The organism is Leyella stercorea DSM 18206, assembly GCF_000235885.1.
Taxonomy (GTDB): domain Bacteria; phylum Bacteroidota; class Bacteroidia; order Bacteroidales; family Bacteroidaceae; genus Prevotella; species Prevotella stercorea.
Genome location: NZ_JH379441.1, coordinates 10,924 through 24,237, shown reverse-complemented (window position 1 = coordinate 24,237; position 13,314 = coordinate 10,924). Strand labels below are relative to the sequence as shown.

The window sequence follows — 13,314 nt, the reverse complement described above, 5'->3', positions numbered from 1 at the left end:
GTATGGCATCCTGCCATACCCACGCTGCCACTGGTTGGCGTTATGTATCACGCTGCCATTGGTTGGCGTTACTCTTTAAACATGCTAATGGCGTGGGTATGGCAGGATGCCATACCCTCCTACGAAAAAGCCACGCTTCTCGATGGGAAGCGTGGCTTTTTTATGTGTGTTTGTGCTATGTGTGTCATCCGCACCGACCGACGCAGACATCCGCACCGACCGACGCAGACATCTGCACCGACCGACGCAGACATCCGCATCGACCGACGCAGACATCCGCACCGACCGACGCAGACATCCGCACCGACCGACGCAGACATCTGCACCGACCGACGCAGACATCCGCATCGACCGATGCGGATGGCTTTTCTTTTGCTTTACATGCGCTCCGGCACCTCGATGCCGAGCAGCGCCATGCCGTTCTTCAGCGTCTTGCCAACGTTCTGAGCAAGGACGAGGCGCACCACCTTCTCCTCTTCGGTATCGGCACCGAGGATAGAGTAGTCGTGGTAGAACTGGTTGAACGCCTTTGTCAGCTCGTAGCAGTAGTTGGCGATGCCGCTCGGAGAGTAGTCCTTGCCAGCCTGCTCCACAGCCGCACCGAACTCGTTGAGCTTCTGTATAAGCTCAATCTCCTTCTCGTTGAGCGGCATTGTGTCGGCGAGAGTAGCCGGGATGTTGATGCCCTCAGCCTGAGCCTTGCGCAGGATAGAGCGGATGCGTGCGTATGTGTACTGTATGAACGGACCGGTGTTGCCGTTGAAGTCAATCGACTCCTCTGGGTTGAAGAGCATGTTCTTGCGAGCGTCAACCTTGAGGATGAAGTACTTCAGCGCGCCGAGACCCACGATGCGTGCAATCTCGTTGCGCTCCTCCTCGCTCATGTCCTTGAACTTGCCCAGCTCCTCGCTTGTCTGCTTGGCGTCAGCCACCATAGCTGCAATCAAGTCGTCGGCATCTACGACCGTACCCTCGCGGCTCTTCATCTTGCCGTTAGGCAGCTCCACCATACCGTAAGAGAAGTGTACGAGCTCCTTGCCCCACTTGAAGCCGAGGCGGTCGAGCAGGATAGAGAGCACCTGGAAGTGGTAGTTCTGCTCGTTGCCCACGACGTAGATCATCTTGTCGATTGGGAAGTCGTTGAAGCGCATCTCGGCTGTGCCGATGTCCTGAGTCATGTACACGCTGGTGCCGTCGCTGCGCAGCAGCAACTTCTGGTCGAGACCCTCGTTGGTGAGGTCAGCCCATACGGAGTTGTCGTCCTTGCGGAAGAACAGACCCTTAGCCAGTCCCTCTTCCACCTTCTTCTTGCCTACGAGGTAGGTGTTCGACTCGTAGTATATCTTGTCGAAGCCCACGCCGAGTGCCTTATATGTCTCGTCGAAGCCAGCATATACCCAGTCGTTCATCTTCTTCCAGAGCGCACGCACCTCAGGGTCGTTCTGCTCCCACTTCACGAGCATCTCGTGAGCCTCCTTGATGAGCGGCGACTCTTCCTTCGCCTTCTTCTCAGCCTGCTCCTCGTCCATGCCCTCAGCCACGTATTTAGCCTTCAGCTCAGCCACCTCAGCACGGTAGTGCTTGTCGAACGCCACGTAGTAGTCGCCGATGAGGTGGTCGCCCTTCTTGCCCGAAGTCTCAGGTGTTTCGCCGTTGCCGAACTTCAGCCAAGCCAGCATCGATTTGCAGATGTGGATGCCGCGGTCGTTCACGATGTTGGTCTTCACCACGCGGTTGCCGTTAGCCTCCATGATCTGCGCCAGCGACCATCCGAGCAGGTTGTTGCGCACGTGTCCGAGGTGGAGCGGTTTGTTGGTGTTGGGCGACGAGTACTCAATCATCACCAGTGGCGAAGCCTCAGTGACGGGTTTCTCGCCGAACTTCTCGTTCAGGTTCATCTCGTTGAGCAGCGCGAGCCACGCCTTCTTGTCGATGACGAGGTTGAGGAAACCGCCCACAGCGTTGAAGTCGGCGATAGCCTCGCAGTTCTGCTTGATGTACTCGCCAATCTCGCGCGCCGTCTCGTCGGGCTTCTTGCGCGAAATCTTAAGGAACGGGAACACTACGAGCGTGAGGTTGCCCTCAAACTCCTTCTTGGTCTTCTGAAGCTGCACCATCTTCTCGGGCACTTCCTGACCGTAAAGCTCTTTCACTGCCGCCTGGGCAGCGTTGATAATCTGCTGTTCTATTGTCATTGTTTCGTTGTATTTTTATTCGCTGTCATATCACATTATACACAACCTGTTGCTTGTAGATTATATATAATGTAGGAAGTTGAGTGCAAAGTTACGAATATTATCTCATAGAATCCGCATGTTTTAATGATTTTGCACCGAATATGAAAATATCCATCCGTTTTATTTTGATTTCTCGATTATTAATACGATATTTGCCAATGGATATAAATATAAAGTTATGAATAGACTCTCATTAGAACACACGGACGATGCTGTAATTCGCTCTATCAAAGAGACGGTTTCCTCTATTATTCCGAAAGATGCCAAGGTTATACTTTTTGGTTCGAGAGCCAGAAATGAAGCTATGGCAAATTCGGATTGGGACATTCTTGTGCTTTTGAATAAGGATAAGGTAGAGGAAGGCGATCACGATGACTATTCATATCCTCTGTGGGAATTAGGTTGGAAAATCAATCAGATGATTCATCCGATAATATATTCAATGAAGGATTGGGCTATGCGCAAAGGAAGCCCATTTTATGAGAATGTAGAAAGAGAGGGAGTGGAGCTATGTTAGAGACCGAAATGAGAAGAAACGTGATAGCTTATAGGATAGAGAAATCACGCAAGAGTCTTGAAGAGGCGCGCGAGATATCTAAACTGAGATATTGGAACCTTACAGGCAATCGGCTCTATTATAGTGTTTTTCACATGGCATCAGCATTATTGTTAGATAAAGGTTTTACAGCTAAGACTCATGCTGGAGTCATACATCTTATTGGCGAGAAGTTTGTAGCCACAGGACTGTTGGACAGGTCTTATGGCAGACTTTTTTCGCGTCTTTACGAGTTGAGGCAGTCTGGCGATTATGACGATATGTACGACGCAACAGAAGAAGAGGTGATGCCCTATTTCGACAGGGTTGAGTCGTTCGTTAGCGAGATGGAAAGGCTTATAACATTCAAATAAGCAAAACGTCAATTGACTACAATTTGCAAACTGCGTATTGCAATACGCCATGCGTACGCCGCAATTTCTGATTATTTAACAAAAATAAGATAATGCGATGCAAATTTTGTACGTGTGAAACATGGGTTTATTGAAGATTTTTAATACCTTTGCGGTGGAATTTAAAGGATAATTCAATTCACATCTAAATAATTATTTTTTAAAAATGGCAAAGTTAGATTTGACACAGTACGGCATTACTGGTTCTACAGTAATCGCTCACAATCCTTCTTACGAGCAGTTGTTCGAAGAGGAGACAAAGGCAGGCCTTGAGGGCTTCGAGGTAGGCCAGCAGACAGAGCTTGGTGCAGTAAACGTAATGACAGGTATCTACACCGGTCGTTCTCCTAAGGACAAGTACATCGTAATGGACGAGAACTCTAAGGACACTGTATGGTGGACTTCAGAGGAGTACAAGAACGATAACCACCCGATGTCTGAGGAAGTTTGGCACAAGGTTAAGGCTATCGCTAAGGAAGAGCTCTGCAACAAGAACCTCTATGTAGTAGACGGTTTCTGCGGTGCTAACAAGGATACACGTATGGCTGTTCGTTTCATCGTTGAGGTTGCTTGGCAGGCTCACTTCGTAACAAACATGTTCATCCGTCCGACAGCAGAGGAACTCGAGCAGTTCGAGCCTGACTTTGTTGTATACAACGCTTCTAAGGCAAAGGTTGCTGACTACAAGGAGCTCGGTCTCCACTCTGAGACTTGTGTAGCATTCAACACAACAAGCCGCGAGCAGGTTATCATCAACACATGGTACGGCGGTGAGATGAAGAAGGGTATGTTCTCTATGATGAACTACTACCTCCCGTTGAAGGGCATCGCTTCTATGCACTGCTCTGCTAACTGCGACAAGAACGGTCAGAACACAGCAATCTTCTTCGGTCTCTCTGGTACAGGTAAGACAACTCTGTCTACCGACCCGAAGCGTCTCCTCATCGGCGACGACGAGCACGGATGGGACGACAACGGTATCTTCAACTTCGAGGGTGGCTGCTACGCTAAGGTTATCAACCTCGACAAGGAGTCTGAGCCGGACATCTACAACGCTATCCGCCGCAACGCTCTCCTCGAGAACGTAACAGTAGCTGCTGACGGCAAGATCGACTTCGCTGACAAGAGCGTTACTGAGAACACACGTGTTTCTTACCCGATCTTCCACATCAATAACATCCAGCCGGGTTCTTCTGCACCAGCTGCTAAGCAGGTTATCTTCCTCTCAGCTGACGCATTCGGCGTACTGCCTCCAGTATCTATCCTGACACCGGCACAGACTCAGTACTACTTCCTCTCTGGCTTCACAGCTAAGTTGGCAGGTACAGAGCGCGGCATCACAGAGCCGACTCCGACATTCTCTGCTTGCTTCGGTCAGGCATTCCTCGAGCTGCACCCAACTAAGTACGCTCAGGAGCTCGTTAAGAAGATGGAGAAGAACAACGCTAAGGCTTACCTCGTAAACACTGGTTGGAACGGCACAGGCAAGCGTATCTCTATCCGCGACACACGCGGTATCATCGACGCTATCCTCAGCGGTGACATCGACAAGGCTCCTACAAAGCAGATCCCGATGTTCGACTTCAAGGTTCCGACAGAGCTTCCTGGTGTAGCTACTGAGATTCTTGATCCGCGCGACACTTACGCTGAGGCTGCTCAGTGGGAGGAGAAGGCTAAGGACCTCGCTGCTCGCTTCATCAAGAACTTCGCTAAGTACACAAACAACGAGGCTGGTAAGGCTCTCGTTGCTGCTGGTCCTCAGCTCTAATCCATACGCAAGTATGGGTCTCACGGCGTAAGCTCTTCACGCTTCAGCGCGAGAGCTTATGACATTCGTAGACATTACGATAAAGACCAAATAAAGAAAAGGTCTGCTTCCCTTGCGGGAGGCAGACCTTTTTGTGTTTATAGTCCGTAGTTCTCGTAGCGTTCGAACTGCTGCTTGATGGTTTGTCGTGCGCGGAAGATGTTCACCCTCACTTGCTCCTCCGTGATTCCGAGCACCGCTGCAATCTCCTTGTGCGTCTTGCCCTCCATGTCGCGCAGCTGCATACATGCGCGCTGCTTCTCGGGCAGGGCATCAATGAGCTGCCGCACAATCTGCACTTTCTCGCGCTGCACGGTGCGCTCGTATGGGTTAGCCGTCGCCGTGGGGTTGCTCTCCACAGGCGTGTCGTCGAGCGACGCATTCTGGTTCTCGTGCAGCCGCAGTCGGTCGAGTGCCATGTTGCGGCAGACGGTGAGTGCGAACGCCTCGATGTTCTCGATGGTATCCCACGAGTCGCGACGGTTCCAGACACGTATGAGCGTATCCTGCACGATGTCCTCTGCCTCCTCGCGGCTCAGCGTGATGCGTAGTGCGAGGCGGTAGAGGATATCCTTCATTGGCAATATGTCGCTTGCGAAACTAATCTTTGTCATTCGAGAACTTTTGTTTGTTTTTTTTTAGGGGGTGCACTTGTCTCAAGTGCACCATCATAGTATAAGTGCACCATCCTTGTTAATAGCACCATTTTGTTTATTGGTGCAGCTGAGATAGCTGCACCCCCTGAAGTTAGCTGTAGCTCCTTCTACAGCGTTACGACGAACGTGGTGTGGTATCCTGCTTGTGCGTGGTCGGCGAGAGCGAGGTTGCCGCCCTGCGCCATCATCATCTGTCGCGATAGCGATAGCCCGATGCCCGACCCCGTGCGCTTCGTGGTGAAGAACGGCACGAACACCTCGCGTGCCACCTCCGCCGCTATCGGCGTGCCGTCGTTGCTGATGCGCAGCTGCGTGCACTGGTCGGTGCGGCGTGCGCAGATGTCTATGTTTTGCGCGCCAGCCTCCGCCGCATTCTTCACGATGTTGGTAAGCACCTGGTGCATCATGCTTGCGTCGGCACGCAGCGTCTGTACGTTGACGAGGTCTACGTGCCATGTGAGGTTGTGGTAGAGCGTTTGCAGATTGGTAACGAGTCGTTGCAGGTCTATCTCCTCGATGTTCACCGTCTGCAGCTGCGTCATCTTGCGGTAGCTCTCCACGAACGCCGACAGACTGCGACTCGTGTCGTATATCGCCTGGATGCCCTCTTCGAGCGGCGTTCCCTTCACCATCTTGCTGCCTATGTACGCCTGCGTGATGCTCTGTATCGGTGTCACGGCGTTCATTATCTCGTGCGTCAACACGCGTGTCAGCCGCTGCCACGACTCCACCTCGCTGCGCGCCATCAGTTGGTTAATCTCTCCGCCCATCTCGTTGAGCATCTTCTGCAGTTCGCGCTCGCCGGGCATGATGCTGTCCGTAGGCAGGCGGAACATGAAGTCGCGGTTGCGCAGTGCCTCGCGCATGAGGTGCACACGAGTGGAGAGGCGACGCTGGTGGCGCCACTCAAGTACGAAGAGCACTACGAGGAGTGCGGTGAGAAGGGCAATTATATATGGTGCCATGTTGTGATGGTGAGGTGTTGTGATGGTGAGATGTTGTGGTGGTGAGGTGGTGAGATATGATGTTGAGATGTTGTTTTGTTGAGATGTTGAGATTTCTCACTATTGTCACCACATCACCTCACCATTACAACATCATATCTCACCACCACACCATCTCACCATCTCAACCTTTTAACTTCCTATACAGCGTCTGTCTTGTTATTCCTAACAGTTCCGCTGCCTTGCTCATATTGCCGTGGCACTGTTCTACCACGCGATGCACATGCTGCTGTTCGAGCTTGTCGAGCGTCACCACTTCGCGACTCTTCTCCACCGCGTCGCGCAGCGTGCGCACCAGTTCGTCGTTGTCCCACGGCTTCGTAACGAAGTCGGCAGCCCCGTTCTTCAGTCCCTTTACCGCCAACTGCACGTCGGCATACGCCGTCATCAGTACCACCGGCGTGTCGGGATGCAGATTCTTCAGCGTGCGCAGCCAGAACAGTCCGTCCTGCCCCGTGTTCACGCCTAATGAGAAGTTCATGTCGAGCAGCACCACGTCCACCTGCTCTTCGCTCATAGTGGCTACGAGCCGGTCCGTACTGCTGAGTGTCACGATGCGCGTGAACACTCCTGCAAGGCAAATCTTCAAAGCGGTGAGTATCGCCGGGTTGTCGTCGACGATGAGTATCGTGTTGTAATAGTTGCTCATATTAAGCACTTTATGTTTCTAATGCAAAAGTACAAAAAAAAGTGCAAGCCACTGACACATGTGTATCATTTTCATACACTCTGCTGTATGATTATCATACAACCGCCGTTTTTCCGCACCAAACACTTCCCGTTGTCTGCTTAATGGCGTAATTTTGTCGTAGAAATAAAGCAAACAGATACAATGAACCGACCATTCATAACCCTATTCGCCCTGCTTGCCGCCCTGTCGGCTCAGGCTGCCGAACCGTGGAGCGTGGAGCGTTGCATGGAGTACGCCGCCGAGCACAGTCACACGGTGCGCCTGCAGCAGTACGACCTCGACGCAAGTCGCACCGAACGCACACGTGCCATCGGTGCCTTCCTGCCCGAAGTGTACGGCTCGGTGGGCGCACAGATGAACTTCGGACGCGCCATCGACCCCGAGACCAACACCTACACCGATGTCAACACCTTCTATAACGGCTACGGCTTGCAGGCATCGCTCGTAGTCTTCGACGGACTGCAGCGTTACAACGAACTGCGCATGGCTCGCGCCAATGTGGCTATGGGGCACTCGGCGTTGCAGGCGGAGAAAGATGCTGTGCGACTGAGGGTGTACAAGGCGTGCATGGATCTGCTCTACTGCGAGGGTGCCGTGGAGCACACCAGCCGCAAACGCGACGAGAGTCGTGCGCTGCTCCACCAGACCGAGGTGATGGCTGAGGTGGGGCAGAAGAGCGAAGCCGATGTGGCGCAGATGCGAGCCACATTAGCTGCCGACGACTACGAGCTGACACACATGCAGAGTCAGACCACGAAGGCACTGCTCGCGCTGAAGCAGCAGATGAACTTCCCCATTGCCGACACGCTCGTTGTAGAAAAGCCCTCGGTAGATGCCTCGCTTCTGCCTACCGACAATGCCTATAATATATATAATGTAGCACTCACAACCAATCCGCGCATAGCGCAGGCTGCGGGCAACGTGGCTGCAGCACGTTACGCCCTGCGCGCTGCCCGTGGTGCATTCCTACCGAAACTCTCTCTCTCCGGCGGTGTCTCCACCTCGTTCTATCGTAATATGGACGTGGGTGGACACGCACCGTTCGGTCAGCAGTTCAAGAATAATGCCGGCGAATACGTGACTCTCTCGCTGAGCATCCCTATCTTCAACCGACTCGGCTCTGTCTCATCCGTTCGCTCGCGCCGCATTGCTCTTGATAGAGCACGCGAATCGCTCAACTACGAACGCTCCGAACTGCAGCGCATCATTGCCGAAGCTGTCGCCGACGTTGAGAACAGCACCAAGGAGGTGCAGAAGATGCAGGATCAGGTTGAGGCTGACAGTTTAGCCGCCTACCTCACCACACGCAAGTTCGAGGAGGGCATGGCATCGTCTATCGACGTGCGCACGGCGGCTGTCACGCTCCTGCAGTCGAGGGTCAGACTGCTGCAGAGCCAACTCACAATGATGTACAACAAAAGATTATTAGCATATTATAAAGGAGAACCATCATGGACCGACAAATAGAAAAGAAATCATTCCTCCGCCGCTACGCATGGTATATCGCTGCGGCTGCCGCACTCGCTGCGCTCCTCGTGTGGATAGTACTCGGCACAACTGCCAGTACGATGACCATAGACGCCACAGACATCACCATCAGCGACGTCACGCGCGGCAAGTTCGACGACTATGTGCGTCTCAACGGACAGGTGCTGCCTATCCAGGTGGTACAGATCTCGCCCGAGGAGGGTGGCATAGTGCGCGAGAAGGTTGTGGAGGAGGGCACACGTGTCAGAAAGGGAGACGTGATACTCCGACTCAGCAACAGTAACCTCGACCTTCAGATTCTGAATGCTGAGGCTGAACTCGCCGAGAAGCAGAACCTGCTGCGCAACACGCAGGTGGCGATGCAGCAGGACCGACTCAACAATCGTACCGAGCAGGCGACACTCGACACCGACTGCGACCGCAAGCGCCGCGCCTACGAACAGAACGCACGCCTCTACAAGGAGCGCCTCATCAGCAAGGAGGTGTATCTGCAGAGTCGTGAGGACTATAACCTCGCCCTACGCAAGCAGAGTCTTATCTCGCAGCGACTGAAGCAGGACAGCATCTACCGCCACGTGCAGATGGCGCAGATGGAGGACAACCTCGACAACATGCGCAAGAACGTACTCTTAGTGCGCGACCGCAAGAACAAGCTCGAGGTGCGCTCGGCTATCGACGGCGAACTCGGACTGCTCGACGTTGAGTTGGGGCAGAACATCGCTGCCGGACAGAACATCGGACAGATAAACGACCTCTCCGACTTCAAGGTGCAGGCGCAGATTGACGAGCACTACATCGACCGCGTGCGTCCCGGCCTCTCGGCTTCGTTCAGTCGCGACGGCAAGACCTACCTCCTGCGTGTGCGCAAGGTATATCCCGAAGTGCGCAACGGAACGTTCCGCACCGACTTTGTCTTCGTCGGCGAACGCCCGGCGCAGATGCGCAGCGGACAGACCTTCTACGTGGAGCTGGCTCTCGGCAAGTCGCAGCAGGCCACGCTCATCCCGCGCGGCACGTTCTTCCAGACCACCGGCGGCAACTGGATATTCGTGCTCGACAAGTCGGGACGCAAGGCTTACCGCCGCAACATCAGCATCGCCCGCCAGAACCCGCAATACTACGAGGTGACCGACGGACTGGAGCCTGGCGAGCGCGTCATCACCAGCGGATACGAAGCGTTCAAGGATAATGAGGTGCTGGTGATAAAGTAAAAGCCCCTCCCAACCCTCCCCATCGGGGAGGGCTTGGTTACCATTGATTTCCCAAGGCTTAGAAAGGCTTAAAGGCTTAGTTTTCCCAAGGCTTAGAAAGGCCTAAAGAGGCTTAGAGAGGCCTATTCCCCCCAAAAATAAATAGCATAAATTATGATAAAGACTCAGAACCTTACCAAGATCTTCCGCACGGAAGAAGTGGAAACAGTCGCCCTCAACGGCGTTAGTATAAATGTAGAAGACGGCGAGTTCGTCGCCATAATGGGACCGAGCGGCTGTGGCAAGTCGACGCTGCTGAACATCCTCGGACTTCTCGATAATCCCGACTCGGGCGATTATCTGCTTGACGGCGAACCCGTAGCTAACCTCAAGGAGAAGGACCGCACACGCTACCGTCGCGGACGCATCGGCTTCGTGTTCCAGAGCTTCAACCTTATCGACGAGCTTACCGTTGAGGAGAATGTCGATCTGCAGCTGCGCTATATGGGCGTACCGTCGAAGGAGCGCCGCGAGCGTGTGACAGAGATACTGCGCAAGGTGGGCTTGAGCCATCGCGCAAAGCACTATCCGCAGCAGCTCTCTGGCGGTCAGCAGCAGCGTGTGGCGATAGCTCGCGCCGTGGTGGGCAAGCCGAAACTCATCCTCGCCGACGAGCCTACGGGTAATCTCGACTCGAAGAGCGGTCTGGCTGTCATGGAACTGCTCTCGCAGCTCAATGCCGAGGGCACCACAATCGTAATGGTGACCCACTCGCTGCACGACGCGCAGATGGCAAGCCGCATCATCAATCTCTTCGACGGACAGGTTGTGGAGGGCAGCGAGAGAATTCTTTAACTAAAACGAAACGATAATGAAGACATTCCTATATATGTTCCGCCGCTACCGCATAGCCACGCTGCTCAACCTCTTCGGCTTGAGTGTGGCTGTAGCGACGTTCTACCTGTTCATGACACAGGTGATATACAACCGCACGTACAACCACAACCTCAACGACTACGAGCACATGTACCGCCTCGAAATCTACGGCAATCTGTTCGGCGACAACTGGGGTTGCACCATATGCCGTCCGTTCGCCACTATGCTTAGGGATATTCCGCAGGTTAAGAGTGTTGTCTATTACAGTCCGTATGTCAATCAGACCGATGTTAAGGTGAACAACCGCACCATAACCGTGCCAATTGTGTACATGAGCAAGCCTGGCATTGAGTTCTTTACCGGCAAACTCATCTCCGGCTCAAGCAAGTCATGGGGCACCGGAGCTACTGCCATCGTTAACCGCAGCAATGCCGAGAAGATGTTCGGTACGGCGAATGCTGTGGGCAAGACGTTCGAAGCTATAAACAACAATGATGGCGGAACGATACCCGTCACCGTGGTGGGCGTGAGCGAGGATATGCCCGACAACTGTACTGTGTCCAACGGCTTGTATATCTGCGATAACGAGAGCGGACTGACCGACTGGAGCGAGTGGAGCTACTGCATCTTTCTGCGACTTGCCGATGGCACAAACCCTAAAAAGGTGGAGCGTGCCATAAAGCTCGCATTTATGAAAGCCAACGACATAAGCGAGAAGGAGTTTGACAAGGAGGTGAAAATGAATTTCCGCATCACTCCCGTGGACGATATCTACTTCTCTGGCATCGGACTGCAGGACAAGGGCAACCGCAGTCTTGTCGACGTGCTCACCGTGGCTTCTGTCTTCGTGTTGTTCATCGCCCTGCTCAATCTGCTCAACTTCTCGCTCTCCGAGGTGCCGATTCGTATGCGCGGCATCAACACACGCCGTGTGATGGGAGCCTCTGTAGGCGGTCTGCGCCTTAAGATGATAATGGAGAGCGTGCTGTTCGCTTTTGTCGGATTGGTCATCGGCGTTCTGCTTGTCGTGGCGTTCCAGCGCAGCGAGGCGTGCATGAAGCTCGTTTCGGGCGACATCAGCTTCTCGGCACACTGGCTTCTTGTCGCCGTCATGGCTGCGTCGGCACTCGTTGTGGGAGCGTTGGCGGCTGTTGTGCCGGCGTTCTACAGCACGTCGTTCGCCCCGGCTCTGGTGCTGAAAGGCTCGTTCGGACTCTCGCCGCGCGGCAGACAGCTGCGCCTGGCGATAATGGCGGTGCAGTTCTGCGTGGCTTTCGTGCTCGCTATATATATAGGTGTCATGTCGAGCCAGTCGAGCTACATCTTCAACTGCGACTATGGCTTCAACAAGAACGAGGTGTTCTACACATGGCTCTCTGATGAGGCAAAGGCTAAGCGCGAGACAATACGCACCGAACTGAAGAAGCTTCCGTTTGTAGAGAATGTCGGCTTTGCACAAAAGGCTATCGGTTCTGGTGATCAGTATATGGGTTGGGGACGTGGAAGTGGCGAGCATCAGATGTCGCTGCAGGTGCTGCCCTGCGACTATGAGTATCCGCAAACTATGGGGCTGAAGATTCTGGAGGGTCGCAACTTCAACGAGGCTGACATGAAGACGGGTGCCTACGTGCTCAATAAGGCTGCCATGCAGCAGTACAAATGGCTCGCCGTGGGCGACTCTATCGGTCGTCAGAACGAATGGGGACCTACGTCAAACTACCTCATTGTGGGCGTCTGCAACAACTTCAAGCTGAAGTCGATGCGCAACGACAATAGTCGTGTGGCTATTGCGTTCATCATCTTCGGACCGGACATGGAGCAGTGGGGCGACCGCTGCAACCAGGTGTTCGTGCGCGTCGCTAAGGGTCAGGACAAGGTGGAGGCAAAGCGCCGCATAACCGACGTGCTCAACCGTCTCGACACGTCGCAGAAGTACGAGATGAACTTCCTCGACAACGACCTTCAGCAGACCTACGTCGACGAGTTCCGCTTCATATCGCAGGTGAAGTTCTTCGCCATCATCTGCATCATCATCACCATCATCGGTGTGTTCTCGCTGACGATGTTCGAGACCGAGTATCGCCGCAAGGAGATAGGCATACGCAAGGTGATGGGTTCGTCGGTAGGTTCCATCGTGCGCCTCTTCGCCATGCGCTACACCGTGCCGCTCGTGGTGTCGTTCGTCGTTGCAGCTCCCGTGGGCTGGTGGCTCAGTATGCAGTGGCTGCAGAGCTTCGCCGAGCACACGCCGCTCCACTGGTGGCTCTTCCCGCTCAGCTTCGTCGGTGTCTCTGCCGTTGTCATTGCAACGGTCGTGGCGCAGTCGTGGCGCGTAGCGACGCAGAACCCAGTGGAGAGTATCAAGACCGAGTGATTTGAATATGAGGGTATGGCAGGGATGCCATACCCTCCTACAA

General features: G+C 53.8%; 12 protein-coding genes. 8 read left to right on the top strand and 4 right to left on the bottom strand.

Annotation, left to right across the window (positions count from 1 at the left end):
- A partial coding sequence (locus tag HMPREF0673_RS14245; RefSeq protein ID WP_216589898.1) for a hypothetical protein occupies positions 1–447 on the top strand: 447 nt, incomplete at its 5' end.
- Here HMPREF0673_RS14245 and argS read toward each other — a convergent pair.
- Positions 378–2,195 (bottom strand): arginine--tRNA ligase, encoded by a 1,818-nt coding sequence (gene argS, locus HMPREF0673_RS07930; protein WP_007900622.1) that lies wholly within the window; start codon positions 2,193–2,195, stop codon positions 378–380. The genes HMPREF0673_RS14245 and argS overlap by 70 nt on opposite strands.
- Before the next feature lie 190 nt (positions 2,196–2,385).
- Here argS and HMPREF0673_RS07925 point away from each other — a divergent pair, with 190 nt between their 5' ends.
- The 3 genes from HMPREF0673_RS07925 (at position 2,386) to pckA (ending at position 4,953) form a co-directional block, all read left to right on the top strand.
- The gene (locus HMPREF0673_RS07925; RefSeq protein WP_281032425.1) at positions 2,386–2,754 is read left to right on the top strand and encodes a nucleotidyltransferase domain-containing protein; all 369 of its coding nucleotides are present in this window, start codon (positions 2,386–2,388) and stop codon (positions 2,752–2,754) included.
- Positions 2,748–3,146: a HEPN domain-containing protein gene (locus tag HMPREF0673_RS07920; RefSeq protein ID WP_007900603.1), complete on the top strand. Its 399-nt coding sequence runs from the start codon at positions 2,748–2,750 to the stop codon at positions 3,144–3,146. Before HMPREF0673_RS07925 ends, HMPREF0673_RS07920 begins: the two co-directional genes overlap by 7 nt.
- Before the next feature lie 205 nt (positions 3,147–3,351).
- Complete coding sequence (gene pckA, locus HMPREF0673_RS07915; RefSeq protein ID WP_007900602.1) at positions 3,352–4,953, top strand: phosphoenolpyruvate carboxykinase (ATP); 1,602 nt, start codon at positions 3,352–3,354, stop codon at positions 4,951–4,953.
- 137 nt (positions 4,954–5,090) lie between these two features.
- Here pckA and HMPREF0673_RS07910 read toward each other — a convergent pair whose 3' ends face one another.
- From HMPREF0673_RS07910 to HMPREF0673_RS07900, 3 genes are all read right to left on the bottom strand, one after another.
- Positions 5,091–5,606, bottom strand: a complete 516-nt coding sequence (locus HMPREF0673_RS07910; RefSeq protein ID WP_007900599.1) for an RNA polymerase sigma factor — start codon at positions 5,604–5,606, stop codon at positions 5,091–5,093.
- Between the two features lie 149 nt (positions 5,607–5,755).
- Positions 5,756–6,613: a sensor histidine kinase gene (locus HMPREF0673_RS07905; RefSeq protein ID WP_007900594.1), complete on the bottom strand. Its 858-nt coding sequence runs from the start codon at positions 6,611–6,613 to the stop codon at positions 5,756–5,758.
- Positions 6,614–6,776: 163 nt separating this feature from the next.
- The gene (locus tag HMPREF0673_RS07900) at positions 6,777–7,301 is read right to left on the bottom strand and encodes a response regulator (RefSeq protein ID WP_007900593.1); all 525 of its coding nucleotides are present in this window, start codon (positions 7,299–7,301) and stop codon (positions 6,777–6,779) included.
- A gap of 183 nt (positions 7,302–7,484) precedes the next feature.
- Between HMPREF0673_RS07900 and HMPREF0673_RS07895 the strand changes: the two genes are divergently transcribed.
- The 4 genes from HMPREF0673_RS07895 (at position 7,485) to HMPREF0673_RS07880 (ending at position 13,271) form a co-directional block, all read left to right on the top strand.
- Entirely contained in the window at positions 7,485–8,810 is a 1,326-nt protein-coding gene (locus HMPREF0673_RS07895; protein ID WP_007900590.1) for a TolC family protein, read from the top strand.
- Positions 8,795–10,042 carry an efflux RND transporter periplasmic adaptor subunit gene (locus HMPREF0673_RS07890; RefSeq protein ID WP_007900587.1) on the top strand — a complete coding sequence of 416 codons (1,248 nt, stop codon included), beginning with the start codon at positions 8,795–8,797 and terminating at the stop codon, positions 10,040–10,042. The genes HMPREF0673_RS07895 and HMPREF0673_RS07890 overlap by 16 nt, the downstream gene beginning before the upstream one ends.
- 153 nt (positions 10,043–10,195) lie before the next feature.
- On the top strand, positions 10,196–10,876 hold the full coding sequence (locus HMPREF0673_RS07885; protein ID WP_007900584.1) for an ABC transporter ATP-binding protein: 681 nt from the start codon (positions 10,196–10,198) through the stop codon (positions 10,874–10,876).
- Positions 10,877–10,892: 16 nt separating this feature from the next.
- Positions 10,893–13,271: an ABC transporter permease gene (locus tag HMPREF0673_RS07880; protein ID WP_007900582.1), complete on the top strand. Its 2,379-nt coding sequence runs from the start codon at positions 10,893–10,895 to the stop codon at positions 13,269–13,271.
- The last annotated feature ends 43 nt before the right edge of the window (positions 13,272–13,314 follow it).

Excerpts from the sequence above, each read along its gene's own strand:
- HMPREF0673_RS07920 (WP_007900603.1), top strand. The coding sequence starts at position 2,748 with ATGTTAGAGACCGAAATGAGAAGAAACGTGATAGCTTATAGGATAGAG.
- HMPREF0673_RS07895 (WP_007900590.1), top strand. The coding sequence starts at position 7,485 with ATGAACCGACCATTCATAACCCTATTCGCCCTGCTTGCCGCCCTGTCG.
- pckA (WP_007900602.1), top strand. The coding sequence starts at position 3,352 with ATGGCAAAGTTAGATTTGACACAGTACGGCATTACTGGTTCTACAGTA.
- HMPREF0673_RS07900 (WP_007900593.1), bottom strand. The coding sequence starts at position 7,301 with ATGAGCAACTATTACAACACGATACTCATCGTCGACGACAACCCGGCG.
- HMPREF0673_RS07910 (WP_007900599.1), bottom strand. The coding sequence starts at position 5,606 with ATGACAAAGATTAGTTTCGCAAGCGACATATTGCCAATGAAGGATATC.
- HMPREF0673_RS07880 (WP_007900582.1), top strand. The coding sequence starts at position 10,893 with ATGAAGACATTCCTATATATGTTCCGCCGCTACCGCATAGCCACGCTG.
- HMPREF0673_RS07905 (WP_007900594.1), bottom strand. The coding sequence starts at position 6,613 with ATGGCACCATATATAATTGCCCTTCTCACCGCACTCCTCGTAGTGCTC.
- argS (WP_007900622.1), bottom strand. The coding sequence starts at position 2,195 with ATGACAATAGAACAGCAGATTATCAACGCTGCCCAGGCGGCAGTGAAA.
- HMPREF0673_RS07890 (WP_007900587.1), top strand. The coding sequence starts at position 8,795 with ATGGACCGACAAATAGAAAAGAAATCATTCCTCCGCCGCTACGCATGG.
- HMPREF0673_RS07885 (WP_007900584.1), top strand. The coding sequence starts at position 10,196 with ATGATAAAGACTCAGAACCTTACCAAGATCTTCCGCACGGAAGAAGTG.